Below are 25,510 nucleotides of genomic sequence, written 5' to 3' on the forward strand. Positions count from 1 at the left end.
GGCGGATCCGGCCCGGCACGGGAAAAAGCGTTTTGCAGTGGGCTGATTTTATGCTATGAAAGCCGCTAAGGTGTAAATGATGAGCGGCATTACCGGCAGTATGAACCTGGGCGCGTCGGCCATGAATGCCCATTCTTGGGGTATGGCTGTTACGGCGCACAATGTGGCCAACGTGAACACGGCGGGCTTTGCGCCGCAACACGCGGTCTATGCCACGGGCCCCGGCGGCCGGGGCGTGCGGCTGGATGCCGTGCTTCAGGATTCCGGCGTTGCCGGACGGCTTCCCGCCGAGGTCCGCAATAACCCGGCCGTATCCGCCGCTCCGGCGTCTGTGGAGTCGGACTTTGTTAATCCCGGCGGCACGGATCTGGGGCGTGAAATGACGCAGATGATCTCCACGCAGCGGACCTATGAGGCCAACGCCCAGGTTGTCCGTACCGGCGACGCCATGCTGGGGACGCTGCTGGATCTTAAGGCCTGAATGACGCAATTACCGGAATGGGCGGGATGGACCTGCCCGTTTTTTTATCCCGTTGCCCGCCGCTTGCCGGTAGGACGGTCATTGCCGGAATGGCTTGCATTGAAAATGTCTGAATGCTCTGTGCGGATTTCTACAAGATCCGCGCCGCGAAATTGTCGCAAGGTGAATTGACTTCACCGTTACGCGGCAATTTCAAGCGCAACATGCTGGGAATGGAGTGCGAATGGGTAAATATCTGAAACTGTGTGCGCTGATTATGGGCTGCGGCCTGGCTTTCGGGTGCGCGGCCAAACAGAATGCCGCCGATGAGAATATGCGTGTGGAGCGCTTCCGCCGTTCCTATGAGGCGGCTCTGGACGAAGACCAGGCCCAGGCCAGCAGGCAGCTGTTGCGCAAGGCCCGTTCGGCCATCGGGACCCCCTATGTGCGGGGCGGGTCCAGTCCGGGCGGTTTTGACTGCTCGGGCTTTGTCTGCTGGGCCTACAAAAGCGTGGGCGTGCAGTTGCCGCGCACCGCGCGGGAGCAGTCCGCGGTGGGCCAGCGCATTAAGAATCAGGAAGATATGCGTGCCGGTGACATTGTGGCCTTCCGCCATCCCCGCCGGGGTTATCACACGGGTATTTACGTGGGGGACGGCAAATTCATCCACAGCCCGCGCCGCCGCACCAAAGTGCGGATCAACTCTCTCAGTGACCCCTATTTCAGCAGCACTTTTCTGGGCGCGCGCCGTGTGAATTTTGAAGGCAATGAAAACCTGGTGGCCCAGGCCGAAAGCCGTCTCAACGACTATGCCGAGGAAAAAGCCGTGCGCGAACTCTCCGTGCAGAAAAAAAGCCCGGCCAAATCCCGCCGCAGTGTGAAAACACGCCGCGCCTCTCGCGACAAAGTGGTGCAGGTCGCCAGCAACGATACGCGGCGCAGCGCCAAGGCCGCACCCGCCAAGGCAGCCAAGGTTGGGAAAAGCAAGGCCGAGCGCGCTTCCAAGGGCGGCAAAACCGCTGCCCATGCCTCCGATAAGAAAGCCTCTCCCAAGGTGGCCTCCTCTTCCCACCAGAAAAGTAAAAAATCTTCCGGCACCAAGAGCCGCAAGCAATCATAGGTATATTCATGCTTCCTGTTATCAGTCCCGCTGAAACCCTGCAAAAACTTCGGGACGGAAAAATCCGTCTCGTGGACATCCGGGAGCCCGATGAAGTAAACGCCGTGCGCGTGCCCGGCGCTGAAGTGGCCCCGCTTTCCGTCATCAAATGGACGCGTCTGGCCCCGGCCAGCCCGGACCTGCCCATTGTATTCACCTGCAATTCCGGCAACCGCACCACCAAGCAGAGTGACCTGCTGGAAGAACTGGCCGGAGGACCCGCCTTGCAGATGGAAGGCGGCGTCAGCACCTGGGCCAAGCAAGGCCTGCCGGTGGAGCGCGGTCGGCAGAGCATGCCTCTGTTCCGCCAGATTCAGATCGGCGCGGGCGCGCTGGTGCTGCTGGGCCTGGCCGGAGTGTTCGTCTGGCCGCCCATGATCTGGCTGTCCGCCTTTGTGGGCGCGGGTCTGGTCTTTGCCGGAGTGACCGGCTTCTGCGGCCTGGGCTTGCTGCTTTCGGCCATGCCCTGGAACAAAAAATAAGCCCATGCCGCCTCGCGGTCATGAGGGCGGCCCGCCGCAACAGCCTGCGGACCGCATTTGTGGTCGGCTGGCCCCGAGTCCCACGGGCTACGCCCATCTGGGCAATGCCTGGGCCTTCCTGCTGGCCTGGCTGGCGGTGAGGGCGCGCAAGGGCGTTCTTATTCTGCGGCTGGAAGACATCGACCCCCAGCGTTCCAGGCCGGAATTCGCAACGGCTTTATTGGAAGATCTGCGTTGGCTGGGTCTGGACTGGGATCAGGGGCCGGATGTGGGGGGACCCGCCGGGCCGTATGAGCAGAGCCGACGCACAGCCGTATACGCGGACGTATTGGCCCGGCTGGAGGCCGCAGGCCTGACCTATCCCTGTTTCTGCACCCGAAAGGAACTGCGCCTGCTGGCCGCGGCCCCGCATGTGGATGACGCGGGCGCGCCCTATCCCGGCATCTGCCGGGAGTTGAGCGCGGAACAGCGGGAGGCCCTGCTCCGGGCCGGGCGCAAGGCCGCCGTGCGGCTGCGTTGCGCGGCGGAGCGCGTTGATTTTGTGGACGCGCTGCTGGGGCCCCAATCTTTTTGTTTGGTGGAATGCGGTGGGGATTTCGCCTTGCGGCGTTCCGACGGCGTACTGGCCTATCAACTGGCCGTGGCCGTGGACGACGCGCTTATGGGCGTAAACCAGGTGGTGCGCGGGCGGGATATCCTGTCTTCCACGCCGCGCCAGATCGCTCTTTTGCGGCTTTTGGGGTATGCTGTCCCCTCGTATGCGCACATTCCGCTGCTTCTGGACGGCGAGGGCCAGCGCCTGGCCAAGCGCCACCAGAGCCTGTCGCTGCGGGTTTTACGCGAGCGGGGCGCGGACCCCAGGCGCATTGTGGGCCTGCTGGCCCGGCTGGCCGGGCTCAACCCGCGCGGTTGGTCCGTGCTCCCGGCGGAATTGTTGCCGGATTTTGCTCTGGAGCGCCTGCCCGGCGCGGACCAGCGCGTGACGGATCAGGATTTGCGTCGGCTTGCGTCATAACGCATCGTACGCTTGAGATTTCCGCTTGACGGCGGGCAAAGCCCTCCTGCGGAAAACTCGCGGGCCTTGTGAAACATGGCCGGGCATTTTTACCGCTAAGAAGCAATGGTATTGTGAAGCAGCCCCCAGTGGCGCGTATCTCTCAGCAGGAGTGTGTAGAACCGTGGCAACGCTTGATCAGGATTTTCTGGATGCAGCTTTTCCGGCCCAGCGGACGGATGATTTTTTTGACGCGCTGTTCGGCGGCGCCGAGGAGGGGGCCTACGACATCCGGCTGGTCTGCCGGAACGTGACGCCCGACCGGGCGGTTTTGGCCTTTGAACTGCGCCGGCGGCCGGGCAAATGCCTGGTCTGTAATCTGACCTACGGCCTGCCCCAGGTTTTCCAGCGCCATCCGGTGCTCAATGTGGCCGGTGTGGCCAAAGCTGTGGCGGCGCGCCTGGGCTGGCCCGAAACCAGCCGCTGGAGCCTGGAACCCACGGAAGAAATCAGCCATGAGCTGCACGCCATCCCGCTGGTGCTGGAGCGGCCCTGACGTCCTTCTTGACAGAGCGGTTCTTTTTTGGCAATAGAAGCCGGTCGCCAGCTTAGCTCAGTTGGTAGAGCAGCTGATTCGTAATCAGCAGGTCAAGAGTTCAAGTCTCTTAGCTGGCTCCATGAAATCATGCCCTTACGGTAGCGTCCGTAAGGGCTTTTTGCATTCCGGCGAGTTGCACCCTTCCGTCCTCACTTCGCCAGCAGACCGGCCAGCTCTCGGGCCTGGATCTCCCCCTTTTCCAGCACATGCAGTACCTGGCCCTGATGCAGCACCACCAGGCGTGTGGCCAGTCGCACCGCCTGCTCCGGACTGTGCGAAACCACAATCAGCGGATAGCGCTTTGCCAGCCGCAGCAAAAGATCCTCAATACCGGTGGCGGCGTGTACGTCGAGCGAGGCCGTGGGCTCGTCCAGCAAAAGCACGGCGGGCTCCAGCGCCAGAGCCCTGGCCAGGCAAAGGCGCTGCTGCTGGCCGCCGGACAAACGTTCCGCCGGAATATCCAGCCGGTCGGCCACCTCATCCCACAGGCGCACGTCAACGAGAGCCCGCTGCATACGCCTCTGTATTTCCGGAGCAGGAACGCCCGCCACTACCTGCAGGGGAAGGGCAAGGTTCCGGGCCACGCTGACCGGCAGGACATTGGGCGTCTGAAAAACCATGCCCACCCGGCGGCGGAGTTCGCTCAAGGGGCGAGGACGCGCCCGTTCCCCGTCTTGGCCGGACGCCTCATAGATGGCCTCCAGGCCGTTTCCCAGGTCCAGTTCCACCCGGCCGGTGGTTTGGCTGTGGGGAAACGTTTCATTAAGGCGGTTCAAGGCCCGCAGCAGGGTCGTCTTGCCCGAGCCGGAACGCCCGGCCAGTACCGTAATCCCGGCGGCCGGGGCGCAAAAAGCCACATTGTGCAAGATTTGCCGTTTGTTGAAGGAAACGCACAGCGCATGAATGCGCGCGGCAATTTTCATGATTCCCCCCGCCAGCGTCGGTGAAAGCGGTTTTCCAGCAGACGGGCGCAGAACAGTAGGCCCGAGGCCAGCATAAGCAGAACCAGGGCCGCGCCAAAGCCCCGGAGCAGCTCTTCCTGACTTTGGTATTGGGCCGCCGTGTAAAAGATGGAAAAAGGCAGGGCTTCAAACTTGCCCCATAAGCCCGCGGGCAGGCCCGCATTGGCTACGACGCCTGTAAGCATGATGACGGCCGTGTCCTCGGCGGCCCGGCCCAGGGCGAGAATCACGCCGCCCCGGATGCCCGGAACAACGGCGGGAAGCAGAATGTGGCGCGCGGCCTGCCGCCTGGTGAAGCCCAGAGCTGTGGCGGTAGTTCTCAGGCTTTTGGGAACGGCCTCCAGGGCTTCGCACGTGGTGGTCACCAGTACGGGCAGCACCAGCAATGCCAGGCAGGCGGCGGCCAGAAACAACGACGTGTTCGCTTCCGTCTGGAAGGTCTTGCGCAGAAAGAGAATCAGCGTAAAGCCGAACAGCCCCATAACGATGGAAGGCGTTCCGGCCAGTACATCCATAGCCAGGCGGATGCGGGCGGCCTGACGTTTCGGCGCGAATTCGGCCAGATACAGGCCGCAGCCCACGCCGGGGAAAACAGCCAGCAGTACGGTAAGGCCCACCAGGCAGGCCGTACCCGCGCAGGCGGGCCAGAGCCCGTCCCAGACGGCTTGGCGCCCCAGCAGCGCGTCCAGGGCCGGGACATCCCCGAAAAAAAGCCGCGCGCCCAATGTGGGCAGCCCTTTGAAAAGCAGAAAGGCCAGCAAAGTGCCTGTTCCCAGGATCAGAAGCAGGGCGCATGTGCGCAATGCCCAGCGGAAAAAAGCGCCGGACGGAGCAAGGGAGGGCACCCGGCGGATCAGCATGACCGCATTTCCTTGCCGCGGCGCGCGTCCGTCTCCAGGCGGCGCAAGGCCAGGCTTACCCCGCCGTTGACCAGCAGGAGAATCAGACCGGCCACAAAGAGGGAATTATACGCCGCGCCGCCCACTTCGTTGGCCGTGACCAACGCCATGTGCGCGGTAAGCGTACGCAGGCTTTCGGTCAGGCCGCCGGGAACTTGCGTGGCATTGCCTGCCAGCATAAGCGGGATAAGAGTGTCGCCCACGGCGCGGCCGAAACCCAGAACAGCCGCGGCCGTCAGGTTACGCCGGGCTTTCGGAAGCACAAAAAAGCGCAGCAGGTCCAGGCGGGAAAAGCCCAGCGCCTGCCCCCAGGGGCAAAGCCGTTCCAGGCGGGGGCCGAGCCCGGCTTCCAGCACCAGAACCATGGTGGGAAGAATCAGAAGGGTGAGCATGATTCCGGCGGAGAGCAGGCACATGCCCGTACCGCCCAAAGCCGTGCGCACCAAGGGCGTCAGCAGGAACACGGCCGCAAAGCCATAGACCACGGTGGGAATGGTGGTCATAAAGCGGATCAGTGTTCCTGTCAGCTTCACCAGGGGGCGCGCGGCGCGGGCCTCTTCGGTGAGCAGCCAGCAGCACAAGCCCAGCGCCAGGGGCCAGCCGATGATCAGGGCAAAGCCCGCCAGGGCCAGAGATCCCAGGCACATGGGCAAAATGCCGAAATGCCCCTGGTAGGGCTGCCAGACCCAGTCCAGGGGGCTTCCCGGTCCCGGCTGAATCAATGCGGGCAGGGCGGCCGCCAGAATCATGACGAAGAGCAAGGACACCGCGCCGACGGCCAGGATCGCGGCCAGCCGTGTGCCCAGGCCCGCCCGGTCGCCCGGTTCGCTCTGATGTGCGGTCGGCCCGGCGGCCGTGAAGATCAGATCTTCTCCTGCCGCCGGGCCGTCAGCGTCCTTATTTTTTCTCATAGGGAATATAACCGGCCCCGGACACGATCTCTTTGCCCGCGGGCGAGTAGATATAGTCCACAAAGGCTTTGGTCAGCCCCTCGGGCTCGCCCTTGGTGTTCATATACAGCAGCCGGGTCACGGTGTAGGTACCCTTGGCGGCGTTTTCCTGGGAAGGCTTCATGCCGTCCACGTCCAGGCCTTTGATGCTCGGGTCCAGATGTCCGATGCCCACATAGCCCACGGCGTTGGGATCCTGGGCAATGGCGGTTTTCATGGCCCCGTTGGAATTGACCACGTTGGCCCCGGCAGAGGAACTTCCCTTGTCCAGAGCGCGTTCCTCGAAGGTTTCGCGGGTTCCGCTGCCGTCCTCGCGCACGTAAAGCGAAATGGGCGCGTCAGCCCCACCCACGGCTTTCCAGTTGGTGATCTTACCGGCAAAGATATCTTTGAGTTGGGCTTTGCTCAGTCCGGAGACCGGATTTTTTGGATTGACGGCCACCGCCACGCCATCGATGGCAAAGGGAAAGCTGACCAGCCCGTATTTCTTGATTTCGGACTCCTTGAGCGCCCGGCCCGTGTTGCCGATCTGGGCCAGGCCCTCGCCCGCTTTCTGCACGCCTACGCCTGAGCCGCCCCCGGCCACAGTGATGCGGATGTCCGGATTGGCCGCCATGATCTGTTTGGCCGCGCCCTTCATCACCGGGATATGGGCGGTGCCTCCCGCGATGTCGAGGTTGCCTTTCAGGCCGTTGAAAGCGTCCAGAGGACCGGCGGCCAGAGCCGTGGAAGCGCTGAAAGCCAGGCAGGCCAGCGCCATAAGACAACGATGCATGAGAGTTCTCCTGTTTTGCCGTGTGAGCGACACGATCCGGAGCTGTGTCCGAACCAGGCCATTGCCGCAAGTGCGGCGTCACTGAGCCGTTGCAGGAGGGAGAAGGAGCCGCGTCATGCCTGATGCGGCCATGAAAGAGAAAGAAAGCCCGGCCGCTAAGGGATGAAGGGAGACATCCAGCCCCACCCAACGGCCGGTCAGGTGGCGCCGGTACGCGCATGCATGCCCTCTGCGTCCTTCAGAATCCTGAGACGCTGGCATTTCAGCGAGATTTCGCGTGAATATTTCCGGCATGCAAGCATTGAATCTCTGTACGCAGACCTGAACCGGGAGTCAAGGCATGCGGGAACGCGGACATTGTAGCTTCCGACGCTGCCGCGGGTCATTCCTCCGCGTTAAAGGGGTGTTCATAGTCGTCCACGTCAAAGCGGCAATCCTTGAAATAACGGCAGCGGTCGGCCTCGGTGACAAACCGCAGCACGCGGCAGGGATTGCCGACGGCCAGGGCATTGTCCGGAATGTCCCTGGTCACTACGCTGCCGGAGCCGATCACCACATTGTCGCCCACGCGCACGCCGGGATTGATCACCGTATTGCCCCCGATCCAGACATTGTCGCCGATGGCGACTGGCCTGCCGTATTCATAGCCCGAATTCCGGGATGCGGGATGCAGGGGGTGCCCGGCCGTATAAATAGCCACATTGGGCGCGATCATGGCGTAGCGGCCGATGCTGACCCTGGCCACGTCCAGCACCGTGAAATTGTAATTGGCGAAAAAGTTTTCGCCCACGTCGATATTATAGCCGTAATCACAGTAAAACGGCCCCTCAATGCGTACATGCCTGCCGCATGCGCCGAGAATCTCGCGGAGCAGCGCGTCCCGTTCGCCTTCCCGGTCGGGCGGCAGATGATTGTAGCGAAAGATTTTTTCCCGGCAGGCCCGGCGTTCTTCGCTCAGCCCGTCCAGCCAGGCCTTGTAGGGAAGGCCCGCAAGCATGCGCTCCTTGTGGTTCATGAGCGGTTCTCCTTTGTCTCGTGCGGGGGGTGGAGCTCAAAAAAACGGCAGGCTTGCGGCCTGCCGTTTTTTTGAGCTGGTGAAAAGCTTATCCGGCTTAGATGAAGAAAACCCAGGTCAGCACGGCGAACAGCGGGATCAGAATGCCCACGGACCAGGCCATGTAGCCGAAGAAACTGGGCATGCGCACGCCCTGGTTTTCAGCGATGGAGCGGACCATGAAGTTGGGCGCGTTGCCGATGTAGGTATTGGCGCCCATGAATACCGCGCCCGCCGAGATGGCGATCAGGGTGTCGGCCATGTCGTTCATCAGGTGAACGGCATCGCCGCCGGCGGTGTTGAAGAAGACCAGGTAGGTGGGCGCATTGTCCAGGAAGCTCGACAGCGCGCCGGTGAGCCAGAAATACATGGCGTTGACCGGCTGGCCGTCCGGGGTGGAAACCATCTGGATCAGGGAGGACAAGGCGCCGTCCGTACCGGCGCGCAGAATGGCGATGGCCGGGATCATGCTCAGGAAGATGCCGAAGAAGAGCTTGGCCACTTCCTCAATGGGCGCCCAGGAAAAGCCGTTGAGCTCGCGGCAGCGGCGGCTGGTGAACTTCCAGGAAAGACCGGCCAGGCAGAGCAGCACGATGTCGCGCAGCAGGTTCTGGCCTTCCACGGGCACGCCGAAGACTTCGATCCAGGTGCCCAGCGGCAGCATGCCCGAGGCCAGCACCGCCAGCACCACGCCCAGCAGGAAGAGCAGGTTGATCTTGCCGTCCAGGCCGAGTTTTTCTTCCACGGCATCGGGATCATGCGGCGGGGTGGGGCGGCCTTCCTTGTTGAAAAGCACCGTGTCCAGCACAAAGAAGATCGCCAGCAGGGCCACGGAGAGGCAGAGAGTCTTCAGGAAAAGATGGGTGGTGGTCCAGAAGAAGCTGACGCCCTTGAGGAAGCCCAGGAAGAGCGGCGGGTCGCCCAGCGGGGTCAGGGAGCCGCCGATATTGGCTACCAGGAAGATGAAAAAGACCACGGAATGCACGCGGTATTTGCGGTGGGCGTTGGCGCGCAGCAGGGGGCGGATCAGCAGCATGGCCGCGCCGGTGGTGCCCATCCAGCTTGCCAGGACGGTGCCCACGGCCAGCAGGAGAGTGTTCACCACGGGCGTGCCCACCAGCGAGCCTTTGAGACGCACGCCGCCGGCCACGGTGAACAGCGCGAACAACAGGACGATGAAGGGGATGTAGTCCAGCAGAATGATATGCAGAAATTCGTACAAAGCCACATTGAAGCCGTAAACGAGGAGACAGGGCACCAGAAAGGCCAGACCCCAGAAGACGGCGATTTTGCCGAAATGGTGTTCCCAGAAGTGCGGCAGGGCCAGCGGCATGATGGCGATGGAAAGCAGCATGCAGGCGAAGGGAATGACCCAGACGGCCGAGAGCTCGGATCCGGGGATGGTGGGATGTCCCGCGGCGGCCAGGGCCGCGCCGGGCAGAACCAGGGCCGAGAACAGGGCCGTAACCAGGGTCAGAGACAAAGACCAGAGTTTTGACATTGGGCACTCCTGAATGGAAAATGTCGCGGCCCCGGGCCGCGAAAAAAACAGATATTTTCCGTTTTTTTAGGCTAAATCCACACCCTTGGCAATGCGCTTGCCTGAAAAAGTTTTTTCTGACACACCTTTCACAAGCATTTGCATCGCTGCCGCCATGTCATTCGCAGCGTGCGGGGCACGCCGCCTGCGGCGGTAAAGCAAGAGCCGTATTTTTTTCGCTGCGCGCAGGCCTGTTGCAGAAGTACACATGAGTAAGGAAGTCATCAGCATGCCCAAGGAACCCACTCCCAGGCGCAGGGCGCGCCTGCTTGAAGTGCTGCGCCACCGCCAGAACGATCTGACCCTGGTGCTGGCCAACATCCACGATCCGCACAACGTTTCGGCCATTTACCGCTCCTGCGACGCCTTCGGCCTGTCCAAAGTGCATCTCTATTATACGAACACCCCATTTCCGACGCTGGGCCGCAAAACCTCGGCTTCGGCCCGCAAGTGGGTGGAAAGCGAGCGTCACAAGAACAGCGCGGATCTGATGCGCACTCTGCGCGGCCAGGGTTTTCAGGTGCTGGCGACCTCCTGCTCGGAAACGGCCCGGCCTTTGCGGGCTTGGGATTTCATCCGTCCCACGGCGGTGATCATGGGCAATGAGCACAGCGGCGTGGAGGAGGAGCTGCTTTCCCTGGCCGACGGCCAGCTTTACATCCCCATGTACGGCATGATCCAGAGCTTCAACGTCTCCGTGGCCGCGGCCATCATTCTGGCCGAAGCCGCGCGCCAGCGCGAGGGCGCCGGAATGTACGATTCCTCTCGGCTGAGCGAGGCCGAGCTGGAGGCCAAGCTGGAGGAATGGTTGAAGAAGTAGCGCTTTGCCGCATGATTGGCGGGGATTTGCGGCGGCCTGTTCTTTCCGGACGAACTGAAAGCCGCGCCGCATGCGGCGCGGCTCATCAAACCGGAACAGATCGCCTTTGAAATGCTCTGGTCCCGGATCAGGGGCGTTCCCCGCTCTGTTCCTTGCGTGGAGTCACCTGCTTCTCAAAGGCCTTGCCGTTCCATTGAAAGCTGACCTCGTTGGCCAGGGGCACATGGGCCATGCCCGAGCTGTTCCAGAAGACGGGTTCGGCCTTGAGCCCGCCCAGGCCCAGGCAGATCAGCACCGTGGGATTGATGTCCGGCGGCAACTTCTGCCCCTGGTCCAGAAAATCCCTGATGTCCGGTTCCGGCGGGGTGTCGATGGGCACCATACGGCCCGAAGCGTCCACCCGCCATAATTCCATGGTGCAGATGGGACCGCCCAAGGTGCCGATGGCCGCCTCCACCGAGCCGTCCGCCGTATTACGGAAGAGTCGCAGGGCTACGGCGCTGTCCCGGAAGGGCAGGGCCGCGAAAACAATCACGTCTTCGGTCTCTCCGGCGACTTCCCAGAATTCCGTATGGCCTTCGGCCAGCAGTTGCTGCTTTTCCGCGTCGGAAAGGCCTTCAGCCGTATTCTCAAAAATGCTGGCGGGCAGCAGGGTGAAAATGCCCCTGGCCGTCATGCCGTTGTCCTCCGCCTGGACCGTGGCGGGCAGTGTCACGGCAAGCAGGGCCAGCAGCGCGTATATCCGTATATACTGGTGCATAGCTATCCCCCTTCCGGCCGGGGCCGGGCGGACCTGTTTCAGGCCCGTAAAATTTTTTTTACCGATTTTACGTCCGCTTGTCCATGTGCCCCTGCGGATTTGGGCCGTATCTTATATCCACGCACATGTATAGATAAACTCTTCGGCAAACCGTCCGTAAAGAAAAGGGAAGGGTTACGGCATAACGGCATCCGATAATTCCGGCGTGGCGGCGGAGCGTAGTGAACGGCTGGGGATTTGTCGCGGAGTGGGAATATTTTGATTTGATGTGTATGGTCGCTGTTGTGTGCAACGCCATGGTGTTTGCTGAATGAAAATTGATAAAATCTGTCCGGTATAAGAATAAATACATTAATAGTTATTGCAATATGTTGCATGTCTGGGTGAATATGGGGCTTGTGCTTGATTTTTTAAATGGTCCTATGTAAGACTGAAAATACATAAACATTTTATTTCTTTCTGGTGGGGAAGTCATGTTGAAAAACATCAGTGTCCGCGCCAAGCTTTTTGTCCTGCTTATTCTGCCCGTGGCCGCGCTGATCGCTCTGGCCGCCGGAAATGCTCTGGAAAAATACCAGACCATGCGCGCCATGGACATGGCGGTAAACGTGGTGGACCTTTCCTCGGCCAGCAGCGCCCTGATCCATGAACTCCAGAAAGAACGCGGTTTGTCCGCCGGTTTTGTGGCCCGGCGGGGAGCCTATGCCGAGGAATTGCCGGGCCAGCGCAAACAGACCGAGGCAGCCCGGCAGGCCATGGCCGAAAAAATGGCTGTTTTCAGCGCGGCCAATCCCACGGCCGCGGTCAATGCCCAATTCGCCCCGCTGACGGAAAAACTTGCATCCCTGAAAGATCTGCGCTCGCGCATCGACGATTATAATATCGCCCCGTCCGAGGCCATCGCCGTGTACTCTGGCCTCATCCTCCATATGGAGGATATTCTCCGGGGCGTACTGGACCGGTATCTGGATGTCGGGCTCTACGCGCGGGCGGTGAATTTCCTCAATCTCATCTATGCCAAGGAATTCGCCGGGCAGGAGCGGGCCACGCTGAATGTGGCGCTGTCGTCCCGGCGTTTCAATAAACTTCTGTACCGCGACTGGATCGAACATGTCGCCTTGCAGCGGGCCTATCTTCAGGATTTTCTGGAGCGGGACGAAGCACTGGCGCGGGTCTATGCGCAAAAGGTGCCGCCTCTGCTGGAGAAGGTGGAAACCTTCCGCCGGGAAGCCTACGAGAGCCAGGACGAACCTCGGCTCAGCGGCGACGCCAAGGCCTGGTTCGCGGCCTCCACAGCCTATATTGACGCCCTTTACGAGGTGGAGGCCGCCGCCGCGCGCGATCTGGAGCGGACGGCGGACGCGCTGAGCGATGCGACCCGGCAAAGTCTGTATATTTCGCTGGGCGTGACCCTGGCGGTGATCCTGTGCACGCTGCTGTTGGCCCGCAGCCTGGTCGGCAACGTCACCAGACCACTGCGCCGCTCCGTGGCTTTTGCCCAGAAAGTGGCCGCCGGAGAGTTGGACGCCGAATTGCAGATGGTCCGCAAGGACGAGTTCGGCGTGCTCGGCAGGGCGTTGCAGACCATGGTCGTCTCCATCCGGGAAACGTTGGCAAAAGCCGACGCGGCGGCGGAATCCGCGCAGCGCGAGGCCGAACGGGCCCAGGCCTCGACGACTGCGGCCGAGGAGGCCCGCGCCCTGGCAGAGCGCCGACAGGACGGCATGGCTCTGGCGGCGGAACGCATCGCCTCGGCCGTGACGGCCATGTCCGCCGCCACCCAGAGCATCTCCAGCCAGATCGAGCAGTCCGACAAGGGAGCCAAGGAACAGTCCGCGCGACTGGGCGAGGTAGCCGTTGCCATGGAGGAAATGAGCGCCACGGTGCACGGGGTGGCCCAAAACAGCTCGGCCGCCGCCGAAACCGCTGAAGTTGCCGGAAAGCAGGCCCAACAGGGCTCGGCCAGCGTGGCGGAAGTGGCCGAAAATATCACCAGGGTGCTGCGCCACACCGAAGAACTCAAGGAATCCATGACCCGCCTGGGCCTGCGCGTGCGGGACATCGACAAGGTGCTCAACGTGATTACGGATATCGCGGACCAGACCAATCTGCTGGCGCTCAACGCCGCCATTGAGGCTGCCCGCGCGGGCGAGGCCGGGCGCGGCTTTGCCGTGGTGGCCGACGAGGTGCGCAAGCTGGCCGAAAAGACCATGGCCGCCACCAGGGAAGTGGCCGAGGTGCTCTCCGGCATTCAGCGGGACGCGGCCCATAATATCGCCACTGTGGATCAGACCGTGGAAGGCATGAGCCGGACTACGGATTTGACCCATCAGTCCGACGAAGCCCTGCGCGAGATCGTGGCCCTGTCGGACAAGACCAGCGAACAGATCCGTTCCATTGCCGCCGCCTCCGAGCAGCAGGCCGCGAGCAGTGAAAACATCAGCAGAAGTGTGACCGGAGTCAACCGCATTGCTGTGGAAAATACGGCGGGCATGGACCATTCCGCCAAAGCCGTCAGGGATCTGCTGGAACAGACACGCCTGCTGGGGAGCCTGGTGCGGGATCTCCAGGACGAAGAGCATCGCTGATCCCGCGACGCTCCCGCTTCCGCAACGACTTCGAAAAAAGCGTGGTTTCTGCTGTGCTTAGCCGCCCGGGGCGGCGCGCAACTCCTGACGGGTTTGCGGCATGTGCCGCTTGACGCGACACCATTCTGTTTTGAAAACGGTAAGCTGCTTCTGAAGTCCGCCTTCGCGTGCCGGGCTCCGGCCCCGGCGCTCTTCCCCGCCGTACCGGGACGGCGGGGAGTTCACAGCTCCGTGCCGTCATCCTCTATGCATGGGGGGAATGCATATGCGCCCTTGCCTACTGTGTCTCGCTGTCGCCGTCTGCATGCTGACGTCTGTTCCGGCCAGCGCGGGAGCCATCAACGCCGCCGCCGGTCCTTATGTGGGTTCCCGGAAATGCGCCGAGTGCCATGCTGAGGAATATGAGACGTTCCGGAAATATTCCAAGAAGGCCGGCACCTGGAAACACATCAGCACCATGGCTCCCAAGCTGACGGCGGAAGAGCTGCGGGGCTGCTACGCCTGCCATAGCACAGGCTACGGCAAGGGCGGCTTTGTGGACTATCAGTCCACGCCGCATCTTGCGGATGTGGGCTGTGAAACCTGCCACGGTCCGGGAGCGGCGCATGCCGAAAGTGGTGACCCCGCCGCCATCCGGCGCACGCCGCGTCACGAGGATTGCCTCGCCTGTCACAATGAAAGCCGCGTCAAAGCCTTCAACTTCAAGCCGCTGATCCATAGCGGAGCACATTAGGAGAACAGCATGCTTTTCTCCACCCGGAATATGCCGTTGGTCCGCAAATGCGCTTTGCTGGTCGTGATCACGGCCGTGGTCGTCTTCGGCTGCCTGATCGTCTTCAACAGTATCCAGAGCCGCAACGCCACTCTGAGCAGTCTGGAATCCTCCACCCGTCTGGACGCCGAGCTGCTGGCAAGGCTTGTGGAAGCCCCCATGAAGCGGGGCAATGACGCGGAAACCCGCGAGGTCGTGCGTCTTCTGGCGGATAATTACAAGAACGTGTCCGTCTATCTGGCGGGCTTCAACGGCGAGATCACCTATGCCTCGGACGCTTCAGCCGTGCGCGCGCCGTTGCGGGAACGCCTGCGGACGCCGGAAGCGCGGCAACTGGCCGCCGACTCCCTGCGTGCGCCCCTCAAGGTCGGCCGTCTGGTCGCAGGGGACGGCTTCAGTCGCTTCCTGATGGTTTCCAGCATTCCCAACGGCAAGGACTGTCATCACTGCCACGGCGCGTCCAAAGCCATTCTGGGCACTCTGGTGGTGTCCAAGGATGTCACCCCGACCATCAACGACTTGAAATCGCGCACGCTCAGCAACATTGCCTTGTCCCTGGCGGGGATGTGTCTGCTCATCGCCGCGTTGCTGCTTTTTCTGCGCCGCACCGTGGTCCGGCCCGTGGCGGAACTGGCCGCGGCTTCCGGCAAGGTGGCCGGAGGCGATTTCGACGCGCCCTTCCCCGTGCCCAACTGTCTTGAGCTGCGCAGCCTGCGAGACAGCCTGGCAGCCATGATCGCCCACCTCAAAACCGAACTGGGCTTTTCCCAGGGGCTCCTTCGGGGCATGGGCCTGCCCTGCGTGATTACGGATACCGATGACCGCATCTCCTTCATGAATCAGCGGGCTGTGGACATCTACAACCTCAAGGGGCGGCCCGAGGACTACAAGGGACGGCTGCGCGGCGAGGCCTTTTTCAATGATCCCGACAGAATGACCAATACCAAAAAGGTGCTTCTGAACAATGCCGACATTGAGGACGAGCCCTATACCTTCACGGTGGGCGGCCGGACGCGCCATGTGCTGGTCAACGCCGCACGCCTGCTGGATGTGGACGGCAAGCTGCTGGGCGCCTTCACCCTGATGACCGACGTCACCGAGTCCGTGCGGCAGCGTGAGATCATCCGCGTGCAGAACGAACGCATTGCGCAGGTTGCCCAGGCCGCGAGCGTGGTTTCCGGCAGGCTGGCCGGCGCGGCCGCCCGGCTTTCCGAGCAGATCGACGCCTCCAGCCGGATGGCCCAGGAGCAGGACGCGGCCTCCGCCCGTTCCGCCGGGGCCATGCGCGCCGTGGCCGAGGAGGCCGGGCGTGTCTCGGCTTCGGCCGGGGATACGGCCCGCACCGCCGAGAGCACCCGGCAGGAGGCTGATGAGGGCGTGCGCATTGTGGAGGGCGTTACCGGCGGCATCAACCGGGCCGCGCAAGAAACTTCGGTCCTGGCTGAAAACATGCGCGAGCTGGGCCAAAAGGCCGAAAGCATTTCGCAGGTCATCACGCTTATCGAGGAAGTGGCGGACCAGACCAACCTGCTGGCGCTCAACGCGGCCATTGAGGCGGCGCGCGCGGGCGAGGCCGGGCGCGGTTTCGCCGTGGTGGCCGACGAGGTGCGCAAACTGGCCGAAAAGACCATGCAGGCCACCGGGCAGGTTACCCGGGCCGTGGAGGAAATCCAGCGGAGCGTCAGCGGAAACGGCAAGACCACGGAGCAAATGGTGAATGTCATGAGCGAGTCCAGCCGCCGGGCCGGGCAGTCCGGGGAGGCGCTGGAGCGCATCCGGCAGATGGCCGCGCGCACGGCCGAAGGCATGCGGGCCATTGCCTCGGCCGCCGACGGCCAGTGTGAAACCAGCCGCGAGGTTTCCGAGACGGTGGACAGAATCAACGCGCTCTCGGACGAAACCGCGCGCAACATGAGCGCCTCGGCTGAGGCCGTGGCCGAATTGAGCCGCCTGGCTCGGGAACTGGACGCCATCATCGAAGGCATGCGCGATGCCGGGGAAGAGGGCGCGGCGGGCTCCGAAAAATCACGCCTTGCCAAGAGCTCCGGAGCTGCTTAGATAACACTCCATGAAAACGGACAACAAGCCCTGCATCCATATTGAAAAGGCCCGTCAGCACAATCTCAAAAACATCAGCCTGGACATCCCCCGCGACGAACTGGTGGTGATCTGCGGGCCGTCCGGCTCGGGCAAATCCACCCTGGCCTTCGACATCGTCTACGCCGAGGGCCAGCGCCGCTATGTGGAATCCCTTTCGGCCTACGCCCGGCAGTTCCTGCCCCAGATGGACAAGCCGGACGTGGAGAAGATCGAGGGCCTTTCCCCGGCCATTTCCCTGGAGCAGCAGAGCGTTTCGCGCAATCCCCGTTCCACTGTGGGCACGGTGACGGAGATTCACGACTTTTTACGCGTCTTTTTCGCGCGTCTGGGCCGCATGTACTGCCCGCAGTGCGGCCGCCCCATCGAGGCCCGCGCCGCCGACGAGATCATCGGCGACATCCTGGCCCTGCCGCAGGGGACCAAATTCATGGTCCTGGCCCCGCTGGTGGAATTGCAGAAGGGCACCCATCTGGACAAGTTCAAGAAGCTCAAGGCCGAAGGCTTTGCCAGGGTGCGCGTGGACGGCGCGTTTTGCACCCTGGACGACGTGCCCGCCCTGGACAAGAACAAGAAGCACAGCATCGACCTGGTGGTGGACCGCCTGGTGAACAAGGAGGGTATCCGGGGTCGGCTGGCCGACTCTGTGGAACTGGCCCTGCGCTACGGCGAAGGTCGTCTCGTGTTGCACGAACCGGACAGGCCCGAGGCCGAACGCGACACCGTCCATTCCACCACCTCGGTCTGCCCGCACTGTCATATTTCCCTGCCCGCGCCCAGCCCGCAGCTTTTTTCCTTCAACGGCCCGCAGGGGGCCTGCCCGCGTTGCGTGGGCCTGGGCAGCGTGGACTATTTCGAGCCGCGCCTCATCGCGCCCAACCGGGGCCTTTCGCTGAATACCGGCGCGCTGCTGCCCTGGGCCACGGACAAGATGTTCAGCCGCTACGAAACGGCGCTCAAGGCTCTGGGCAAACGTTTCAAGTTCACATTATCCACGCCTTTGGATCAGTTTTCGGATGCGGCTCTGGCCGCCCTGTTCTACGGCGAGGACGAGCACGGCAAGCCCGCCGCCGGCTCCCTGGGCCTGCGCCGCAACTGGATGGGCGGCAATGTGGCCCTGGGCGCGGCGGGCGACTACCAGAGCGAGCATTTCGCGGAGGCCCAGCAAGCCCAGAGCGCGCTGGCCGTGAGCGACAAACGCTGGCCCGGCGTCATTCCCCTGCTGGAAAAGGGCATGCAGTACGGCGAAGCCTGGCGGGAAGTGCTGGCCCGCTTCCGCCAGTCCATGGACTGCCCGGACTGCAAGGGCGCGCGCCTCAATGCCGAGGCCTTGTCAGTGCGCGTGGACGATCTGAACATCGCCCAGTTCTGCGCGCTTTCCGTGGAGCGGGGCCTGGAATGGCTGGAAAAGCGGAGCTTCACAGGCCGCCATGCCCTGATTGCCGAACCCCTGCTCAAGGAACTGACCTTCCGTCTCTCCTTCATGCGCAACGTGGGCCTGGAATATATCTCTCTGGGCCGCTCCATGAGCACGCTGTCCGGCGGCGAAGCCCAGCGCATTCGTCTGGCCTCGCAACTGGGCTCGGGCCTGGTGGGCGTGACCTATGTGCTGGACGAGCCCTCCATCGGCCTGCACCCGCGCGACAACGAACGCCTGCTGGGCACCCTGCGTTCCCTCCAGGCGCGCGGCAATACCGTGCTGGTGGTGGAGCACGACGAGGCCACCATCTGCGCGGCGGACACGGTCATCGAACTGGGGCCCGGCTCCGGCTCGCAGGGCGGGGAGCTGATGTTCCAGGGCCCGGTGGACGATCTGCTGGGCAAGGCCGACACGTTGACGGCCCGCTATCTGCGCGGGGACGAATCCATTCCCCTGCCCGACGCCCGGCGCGAGCCCCAGGGCGAAATCGTGCTGCATAACGTGACCACCAACAATCTGCGCGGCATTGACTGCCGCATCCCCTTGGGCGTGCTGACCTGCGTGACCGGCGTGTCCGGCTCGGGCAAGAGTTCGCTGGTGGTGGACACGCTCTACAAGCATCTGGCCCTGAACTTGGGCCTGCGCGTGGACCAGCCCGGCGCCATCGGGGGCTTGAGCTATGAGGGCGACAGCGCGCCCGTGGAGCGCATCGTGGCCATTGACCAGACGCCCATCGGCCGCACGCCGCGCTCCAATCCGGCCACCTATACCAAAATCTTCGACGAGATCCGCAACATCTTTTCCATGACCCCGGACGCGCGCAAGCGCGGCTACAAACCGGGACGCTTCAGCTTCAACGTGCGCGGCGGCCGTTGCGAGGCCTGCGGCGGCGACGGCCAGATCCGGGTGGAAATGCACTTTCTGCCCGACGTCTATGTGACCTGCGACGTCTGCAAGGGCAAACGCTACAATCATGAAACCCTGGAAGTGCGCTACAAGGGGCTGAACATCGCGGAAGTGCTGGACCTTACCGTGCGCCAGGCCCGGCAGCTTTTTGAGAACTATCCCGGACTGGAGCGACGGCTGGCCGTGCTGGAGGAAGTGGGCCTGGAATATCTGCGCCTGGGCCAGCCCGCCACCACGCTGTCCGGCGGCGAGGCCCAGCGCATCAAGATCTCGCGCGAACTGGGCAAGCGTTCCCTGCCCGGCACCATGTACATTCTGGACGAACCCACCACCGGCCTGCATATGCATGAGGTGGGCAAGCTGATCAAGGTGCTGCACGCCCTGGTGGACAAGGGGGCCAGCGTGGTGGTCATTGAGCACAATACGGACATGATTCTGGCCTCGGACCACGTGCTGGACATGGGCCCCGGCGGCGGCGAAAACGGCGGGCTGATTGTTTCGGCGGGCACGCCCGAGGCCATTGTGGCCGATCCCGAGTCCGTGACCGGGCGCTTCCTGATGCAGGAGCGCACGGACCGGCTCAAGCGCCGCAAGAATTGAGGCGCTGATTTCTGAAAGGCAGGGCCGCAAGACTGCGGCGCGGCATCTAGAGCAGATTACCTTTGAAACGATACACGCTTTAAAGGGGCCATTCTGTCAAAAAACGCGGCCTATACAGTGGAACATCGACATAACCAAAGCCATGACGAAAGACGGCTTGAGGAAGGATACTCTCTTAAGATTCTGTTGCAGAATTGTGTTGATTGAGTCCTTGACCGCCGGAGGCGCGAACAATAGCGGGCGGCGGCCCCGCAGGGGCCGTGCCCGTTGCCGAGCACAGCAAGGCTTGCGGGTATTGCGAGCGGAGATGAAGCCCCCACCATATGGAATACGGCATCTTGGGGGCGAGGATCAGAAGCAATGTCACGCGAGACGAAGCGTAGCCAGCCGTTGCCGAAGGGTGCCTTTTGCCCCTATGGAATATGGGCTGCCTTTGCGGAACATATATTGCCGCAGAAGTTATGGCAAAGGGGTATACCATCCGCAATGGCATCAATTTTTTCCTACAACAGCTCATCCCTTAAAGACTGCTTGAGTAATGGGAGAGTCGTATGATAAAGCGCCTCAATTTCCCCGATCAGGAAAATAAAAGAGATGATAAATGAACTTATGCTCATGGATCGAGCTCTTGAATCCACTTGGGTGCGCTATCTGGAGTTTTTGCAGGATCCGGAACTTGCGCCCGCGCAGGCCGTGGATTTTCTGGACCGGCTGGCGGTGGAACCGGATGAATACCTGGGATACACGAACACCGCTTTTCCCGATGTCCGGACAATGTGGCTTCTTCGCTTGGGACGCGATGAGGAAGCGGCGGCCACGAGGATAAAAGCCCTGGACTACGGTTGCCAGCGGTGTTCTACCAACAAGGCTGTGACGGCTTGGCTGGAGGCGTCGGCCGTGGTGCGGGAAGCGAAGGCGCGCTATTACCGGCGATGGCCTTCGCACATCCCGCCATACCAGGAGCTGTCCACCCTGCCGCTGACTTGGCTGGAGCGAGGCCCGGTACCCGTCAAGCGCATGTGGGATGCATGCAAACCGGAGTCACGACGTAAAACGCTTCTCAAGGGTACCGACGCCTATCTTTTTCGCTGTTTTGCCGCGGCGCATAATGAAAAATATGCGGCCAGCCCGGAACTGTTCGACGCTGATCCGGCTATGGCCGAAAACAAACGCAAGTACGAACGTGACGCCTATAATCTATGTGAGTACCGTACCCGCGAAGCTCAATTCGACGCGCCCTTCATCAACCATTTTCTGGCTACATATTCAGGCACATTAGACCTTGAGGCGCTGCTGCGTAAAGCGGCCACTGAACGGGGGGGAGACTTCACCTACAAGCTCACCGCCGGGTACGGCATAGGAAGTCCCGTGCTTTTCGCGGATGAGCGGAACGTGAATTACTGTTCTAACGGCGATACCGTTTACCTACTCTATATTCTGAAAAAGTGCGGCTACCTGGAAGATATATTCAAGGCTCTGCCAAGTCTGCCGGAAGACTTTCCGCTGCTGCTCATGTGCTTCGCCGATGCCGGCATCCGTCAACGGGTGGAGGAATACATGGGCTTGCCCGGTCTTGCCGCCATGTATGACCTGGCCTTTGCCGCGCGCCGCCTGAACGTCAGGGAGCAGGTGAGGCTGGTGGACTTCGGGCGCAAAAATCCCCGTTTTCAGAATCTGTTGGGGGCATCCCTGTCCCGTTACGGATACCATATTTATAACCAGTATACGCCCAAACCGGACTGGTTCGTTCAGGAGTTTGCCCAGTTCAGTTGCGCCTTTTGCGCGGATGTACTGCTCTTTCTCGTTTCCGCCCCTGATGCGCTGCCCCTGCTCCGGCAAATAATGGAATACGGGCCGGGCACGCAGTTTGAGGGCGGACCCATGTTGTCCTACGGGTTTGATTTCTGCTGGCCGTATTTCTCCCGGAACATCCTGGGCTATCTGGCTTTGCGCGGCGATTCGCGCTTGGCGGCCTGGCAGGAGGCCGAGCTGATGAAGAGCGACAACTACGCGGCGATGCACAGACGGCTCAAAACGCAGGCCTTGGTGGATGCCTTGCAAAAGTTGCCCTCACGCGCTTGATAGAGCGGACAAAACAGACGGAGAATATCCTCGCTCCCATGTCGAGAATCGGTCAGAGTACTTCCCGGCCGTTACCTTGAAAGAACGCAAACGGCGAGAGTATTTGGGTTGCGAATGATTTTATATAAAAATTATAATAATTTTAAGCTATTAAAAAGCATGAATTATTCGAGAGTAAGCTTCTTTTACTTTTTGGGAGAGAGGAAGCCGCACGGAAGCGTCGATGACATTCTCTGTCTGGGAGTAATCATATGTCCGTAACGCTCCCGAAGCAAAACCAGAATGAATTGCACCAGATATGCAATAAGCGGAGCATTATCCTCGCTACTCATGTCTCGTTGGCTTTATTGGCGGAATCGGTGAATGTCTATAAGGCGACTCTTCTACGCCTTACCCCCGAAAGGAAAGATATTTTATCCATAGAGGGCCGATATGTTCCTTTTGAAACCACAAAAAGTGTTGGTAACTATGCGGGTACAAAAGTTTGTAAAAATATTTTTATTAAAAATTTTATTATATAAATAGCACAACTCAAAGTTGAATCTAACCAAGGAGAAAAGCATGATCCGGCATATCGTCTGGTGGACGCTTCAGGACGAGGCGGACGGGCATACGGCGGCGGAAAACGCCCGGCGCATCAAAGAGGCCTCGGCCCCGCTCAGCGGCATCCCCTCGGTGCGTTCCGTGGAGGTTTCCTATGAAATTCAGCCCACGAGCACAGTGCCCGTGCAGGTGGTGCTGCAATCTCTGCATGACGACATGGACGGGCTGAAGGCCTATGCCGAGCATCCCGTCCATCTGGAGTTCGGCAGGCTGGTCAAGGCCGTCAGCGCCTCGCGCCAGGCGCTGGATTACGCCGTGTAAGCCCTTTTGGACAGATCATTCCATCCCGCCTTTCCCTAACATGGCGGGCACTGTAGAGCTTTTTGCGCTTAAAATTATTGTGTAACGGCGAAGCAAATTCGCCTTGCGATAATTTCGCGGTACGGATTTTCACGGAAAATCCGCACAGAGCGTTGGGATATTTTCAATAGCAAAACGCTCTAATGCCGAAAGCCTCCCGCCTGTAAAAGCGGGAGGCTTTGCTGTCCTGTGGGAGTGGAGGAGGTACCCCTGGATAGGGGTCAGGGCAGTTTATGGCCGGAGCAGCCGCCCTGGCAGCCGTTTTTTTTGCCGTCGTTTTCGCAGCCGCAGGAGCACTGTCCTTTACGCAGGCAGCGGTAGAAACGGCGGCCGATGAAAAAAAGCGCGGCAGCCACGCAGATAATGATCAGCAGCAATTGCATATCCATGAGTTTCACCTTTGCTTGACGTGCCCGTGCAGGCGTGCCGGGATGCGGAGCCTGCGGAGTCGGGTGGGAACAGACGGGCAGGAGGGCGGATGTGCAGGACGCCGCCTTTCCGTCATAAGTCAAGTATGACCGTTATGAAAATGAATGTCAAGTTCGTTACGGCTCTATAAAAAAAGACCCGTAACCGGCAGGGCTGTCCACCATCCGAAGCGGGCTGAGCCGTTCACGCGGTGGATCAGGCCGGGCCGTATTCAGTCCTTGCTTTCAGCGGCGCGGCAGTCCGCGCACAGGCCATAGAGATTATGCACATGGCCGTTCAGGCTGAACCCGTGCTTTTCCGCCAGTTCGCGCTGCAGTTTTTCAATGCGCTGATCGCAGATTTCCACGATTTTGCCGCAGGAGAGGCAGACAATGTGGTCGTGGTGGCTGTCGGGCCGGGCCACTTCATAGCGGGTGATGCCGTCGCTGAAATGGATTTCCGTGGCCAGCCCGGCGTCGCAGAGCAACTTGAGCGTACGGTAGACCGTGGTCTGTCCGATGCCCGGATCGCGCCTCAGAATATATTGATAGAACTCTTCCAGCGAATGGTGGCCGGGGAGTTCAAAAAACGCTTCGGCAATGACGCGTCGCTGGGATGTGGTGTTCAGCCCCTTGCGGCTCATGAAGTCCAGGAAGTCCGCCAGGGACGCGTTGTTTTGTTTGGACATAACCAACCCCCATAGTCTTTTAGCACGGGGTATGCCTTTCTGCCAAGTGGCCCGCGCGGTCGGATCGGGCCGCCTTTGCTCCGGCGGCTTGACAGAAGATATACGCCTGGATAGAGCAATTCACGCTTGAAATGAGTGAATTGCTCCGGCGGCCGCGTGAGCGGACACCGCGCCCAACCGCAAGGAAGCGGCCGGAGGCGTCCCCGCCCGCCCAAAAGGGCTTGCGGGCAGGGACGGCAGTGATAAACCACGTGCCATCGGTATCCGTACGGCTCGAAGACTCGCCAGCGGCTGCCGCTTCCGCCGTCCGCGCCAATGGCGAAGGTTGTCCAGCCCGCGCCGCCTCTCTGAAAACCGGCGGCGCACGGCGTCTCCCGCGCTTTCCCGTGCGGAATGCGGGAATGCCCGAGCGTCAAGGAGTTCCGCCGTGCGCCTTTCCCCTCTGAGTCTGAAAATTCTGCTCAACCTCTTTCTGGTTTATATTTCCTGGGGTTCCACCTATATCGGCTTTGAATTCACCCTGGAAGTGCTGGGACCTTTTCTGGCCTGCGGTTCGCGCATGTTTCTGGCCGGGATGCTGCTCTGCGCGGCCATCGCCTGCACGGGCCGCTGGCAACGCCCCTCGCGCGCCGACTGGCGGCACGCCTGCTGGCTTGCCGTGTTCATGGTCTTGATGGCCAGCGGCTTTCTGGGCAAGGGGCAGGAGTACATTTCTTCCGGCGTGGCCGCCGTGGTTACCGGTTCCACGCCTATTTCCATGCTGGTGGGAGCCTGGCTGTTCGGCGGCGAGCAGCGCCCTTCGGCCATGCAGTGGCTGGGACTGGCCGGTGGCCTGTGCGGCCTGGCTCTGCTGGGCTTCAGCCAGGCCGGTTCCGGCGCGGAGCAGAGCAGCCTGGGCGGCATTTTCTGGGTTTTCGGGGCTACCTTGGGCTGGGTGACCGGTTCTCTGCTGACACGGCGTTTTCCCCTGTCCACCCGGCTTTCGGCCTTGCAGTCCTGCGGCCTGCTGCTGCTTATCGGCGGCCTGGAAAGCCTGCTGCTGGGCTTTGCCTGCGGCGAGGCGGCCATGACCCGTTGGGAAAACCTGCGGCCCGAAGTTGTGCTGGCCTTCGCCTGGATGACCATCGGCGGCTCCATCATCGCCTATTCCAGCTATTTCTGGCTGCTGGCCCATGTTTCCATCGCCACTGCCGTCTCCTATGAGTATGTGGTGCCGGTCATCGGCATTTTTCTCGGCTGGTGGCTGGGCGGAGAAACTATTTCAGGCCGTATGATCCTGGCCTGTTGCCTGACAGTGGGCTCGGTTTTTTTCGTGCTTTGGCACAAGCATAATAAATAGAATATGTTCAGATTGAAAATGGGCAACTGCCCCGCGACCGTGAGAGAGGGCGGCTGCTCCCGGCCCCGCGGAAACCGCATTTTTTCGCGGGATTTCCCCGAGTATTTCGCGTCTTGCCGGTGGAAAGCGTCCGGTGTACAATTCTTTCAGTTCTGACCCGGCTGAAGGCTTGACAAAGCTAATAAGAAATGAATATCATTTTCATTAAATCAAGGGGCCGAGTTCAGAAGTCCTCAACAACGGGAGCGAGCCGC

23 protein-coding genes and 1 tRNA gene are annotated in these 25,510 nt (G+C 61.4%); 14 read left to right on the plus strand and 10 right to left on the minus strand.

The window, feature by feature from the left end; translation table 11 throughout:
* The first annotated feature begins 79 nt into the window (after positions 1–79).
* From AXF13_RS01845 to AXF13_RS01870, 6 genes are all read left to right on the plus strand, one after another.
* A complete protein-coding gene (locus tag AXF13_RS01845; RefSeq protein WP_190276367.1) occupies positions 80–481 on the plus strand; it encodes a flagellar basal body rod protein FlgC in 402 nt (133 codons plus the stop codon).
* A gap of 223 nt (positions 482–704) precedes the next feature.
* Positions 705–1,580: a C40 family peptidase gene (locus tag AXF13_RS01850; protein ID WP_062251432.1), complete on the plus strand. Its 876-nt coding sequence runs from the start codon at positions 705–707 to the stop codon at positions 1,578–1,580.
* Between the two features lie 8 nt (positions 1,581–1,588).
* Entirely contained in the window at positions 1,589–2,101 is a 513-nt protein-coding gene (locus tag AXF13_RS01855) for a rhodanese family protein (RefSeq protein WP_062251433.1), read from the plus strand.
* 4 nt (positions 2,102–2,105) lie between these two features.
* Positions 2,106–3,116, plus strand: a complete 1,011-nt coding sequence (gene gluQRS, locus AXF13_RS01860; RefSeq protein ID WP_062251434.1) for a tRNA glutamyl-Q(34) synthetase GluQRS — start codon at positions 2,106–2,108, stop codon at positions 3,114–3,116.
* 163 nt (positions 3,117–3,279) lie between these two features.
* Positions 3,280–3,651 carry a hypothetical protein gene (locus tag AXF13_RS01865; protein WP_009303586.1) on the plus strand — a complete coding sequence of 124 codons (372 nt, stop codon included), beginning with the start codon at positions 3,280–3,282 and terminating at the stop codon, positions 3,649–3,651.
* A gap of 46 nt (positions 3,652–3,697) precedes the next feature.
* Positions 3,698–3,773, plus strand: a tRNA-Thr gene (locus AXF13_RS01870).
* Positions 3,774–3,842: 69 nt separating this feature from the next.
* Here the strand turns inward: AXF13_RS01870 and AXF13_RS01875 are convergent.
* The 7 genes from AXF13_RS01875 to AXF13_RS16380 all read right to left on the minus strand — a co-directional run bounded on the left by AXF13_RS01875 (position 3,843) and on the right by AXF13_RS16380 (position 10,104).
* The gene (locus tag AXF13_RS01875; RefSeq protein WP_062251435.1) at positions 3,843–4,616 is read right to left on the minus strand and encodes a phosphate ABC transporter ATP-binding protein; all 774 of its coding nucleotides are present in this window, start codon (positions 4,614–4,616) and stop codon (positions 3,843–3,845) included.
* Positions 4,613–5,515 (minus strand): PstA family ABC transporter permease, encoded by a 903-nt coding sequence (locus tag AXF13_RS01880; protein ID WP_062251436.1) that lies wholly within the window; start codon positions 5,513–5,515, stop codon positions 4,613–4,615. Before AXF13_RS01880 ends, AXF13_RS01875 begins: the two co-directional genes overlap by 4 nt.
* On the minus strand, positions 5,509–6,465 hold the full coding sequence (locus AXF13_RS01885) for a PstC family ABC transporter permease (RefSeq protein ID WP_062251437.1): 957 nt from the start codon (positions 6,463–6,465) through the stop codon (positions 5,509–5,511). The genes AXF13_RS01880 and AXF13_RS01885 overlap by 7 nt, the downstream gene beginning before the upstream one ends.
* Positions 6,452–7,279 carry a phosphate ABC transporter substrate-binding protein gene (locus AXF13_RS01890; protein WP_062251438.1) on the minus strand — a complete coding sequence of 276 codons (828 nt, stop codon included), beginning with the start codon at positions 7,277–7,279 and terminating at the stop codon, positions 6,452–6,454. Before AXF13_RS01890 ends, AXF13_RS01885 begins: the two co-directional genes overlap by 14 nt.
* A gap of 382 nt (positions 7,280–7,661) precedes the next feature.
* Entirely contained in the window at positions 7,662–8,294 is a 633-nt protein-coding gene (locus tag AXF13_RS01895) for a sugar O-acetyltransferase (protein WP_062251439.1), read from the minus strand.
* Positions 8,295–8,391: 97 nt separating this feature from the next.
* The gene (locus tag AXF13_RS01900) at positions 8,392–9,834 is read right to left on the minus strand and encodes a sodium:proton antiporter (protein ID WP_062251440.1); all 1,443 of its coding nucleotides are present in this window, start codon (positions 9,832–9,834) and stop codon (positions 8,392–8,394) included.
* Positions 9,835–9,900: 66 nt separating this feature from the next.
* On the minus strand, positions 9,901–10,104 hold the full coding sequence (locus AXF13_RS16380) for a hypothetical protein (protein ID WP_150116050.1): 204 nt from the start codon (positions 10,102–10,104) through the stop codon (positions 9,901–9,903).
* Between AXF13_RS16380 and AXF13_RS01905 the strand changes: the two genes are divergently transcribed.
* A complete protein-coding gene (locus AXF13_RS01905; protein WP_062251441.1) occupies positions 10,103–10,693 on the plus strand; it encodes a TrmH family RNA methyltransferase in 591 nt (196 codons plus the stop codon). The two genes, AXF13_RS16380 and AXF13_RS01905, sit on opposite strands and share 2 nt — an antisense overlap.
* A gap of 127 nt (positions 10,694–10,820) precedes the next feature.
* On the opposite strand, the gene AXF13_RS01910 is transcribed toward AXF13_RS01905, so the two are convergent.
* Positions 10,821–11,453: a hypothetical protein gene (locus tag AXF13_RS01910; RefSeq protein WP_062251442.1), complete on the minus strand. Its 633-nt coding sequence runs from the start codon at positions 11,451–11,453 to the stop codon at positions 10,821–10,823.
* Positions 11,454–11,926: 473 nt separating this feature from the next.
* On the opposite strand from AXF13_RS01910, the gene AXF13_RS01915 reads away from it, so the two are divergent.
* From AXF13_RS01915 to AXF13_RS01940, 6 genes are all read left to right on the plus strand, one after another.
* Positions 11,927–14,041 (plus strand): methyl-accepting chemotaxis protein, encoded by a 2,115-nt coding sequence (locus AXF13_RS01915; protein ID WP_062251443.1) that lies wholly within the window; start codon positions 11,927–11,929, stop codon positions 14,039–14,041.
* A gap of 259 nt (positions 14,042–14,300) precedes the next feature.
* A complete protein-coding gene (locus AXF13_RS01920) occupies positions 14,301–14,774 on the plus strand; it encodes a cytochrome c family protein (RefSeq protein ID WP_150116051.1) in 474 nt (157 codons plus the stop codon).
* Between the two features lie 9 nt (positions 14,775–14,783).
* Positions 14,784–16,871, plus strand: a complete 2,088-nt coding sequence (locus AXF13_RS01925) for a methyl-accepting chemotaxis protein (RefSeq protein ID WP_062251444.1) — start codon at positions 14,784–14,786, stop codon at positions 16,869–16,871.
* Positions 16,872–16,881: 10 nt separating this feature from the next.
* Complete coding sequence (uvrA, locus tag AXF13_RS01930; RefSeq protein ID WP_062251445.1) at positions 16,882–19,836, plus strand: excinuclease ABC subunit UvrA; 2,955 nt, start codon at positions 16,882–16,884, stop codon at positions 19,834–19,836.
* A gap of 594 nt (positions 19,837–20,430) precedes the next feature.
* Positions 20,431–21,918 carry a hypothetical protein gene (locus AXF13_RS01935; protein WP_062251446.1) on the plus strand — a complete coding sequence of 496 codons (1,488 nt, stop codon included), beginning with the start codon at positions 20,431–20,433 and terminating at the stop codon, positions 21,916–21,918.
* A gap of 561 nt (positions 21,919–22,479) precedes the next feature.
* A complete protein-coding gene (locus AXF13_RS01940) occupies positions 22,480–22,782 on the plus strand; it encodes a Dabb family protein (protein WP_062251447.1) in 303 nt (100 codons plus the stop codon).
* Positions 22,783–23,042: 260 nt separating this feature from the next.
* Here AXF13_RS01940 and AXF13_RS16390 read toward each other — a convergent pair whose 3' ends face one another.
* Both AXF13_RS16390 and AXF13_RS01945 read right to left on the minus strand, forming a co-directional pair.
* The gene (locus AXF13_RS16390) at positions 23,043–23,210 is read right to left on the minus strand and encodes a hypothetical protein (protein ID WP_009303612.1); all 168 of its coding nucleotides are present in this window, start codon (positions 23,208–23,210) and stop codon (positions 23,043–23,045) included.
* A 251-nt stretch (positions 23,211–23,461) separates the two neighbouring features.
* On the minus strand, positions 23,462–23,917 hold the full coding sequence (locus AXF13_RS01945; protein ID WP_062251448.1) for a Fur family transcriptional regulator: 456 nt from the start codon (positions 23,915–23,917) through the stop codon (positions 23,462–23,464).
* Positions 23,918–24,344: 427 nt separating this feature from the next.
* Between AXF13_RS01945 and AXF13_RS01950 the strand changes: the two genes are divergently transcribed.
* Complete coding sequence (locus tag AXF13_RS01950) at positions 24,345–25,256, plus strand: EamA family transporter (RefSeq protein WP_062251449.1); 912 nt, start codon at positions 24,345–24,347, stop codon at positions 25,254–25,256.
* Positions 25,257–25,510: the final 254 nt, after the last annotated feature.

It is taken from the genome of Desulfovibrio fairfieldensis, assembly GCF_001553605.1.
In the GTDB taxonomy this organism is placed as follows: Bacteria; Desulfobacterota; Desulfovibrionia; order Desulfovibrionales; family Desulfovibrionaceae; genus Desulfovibrio; species Desulfovibrio fairfieldensis.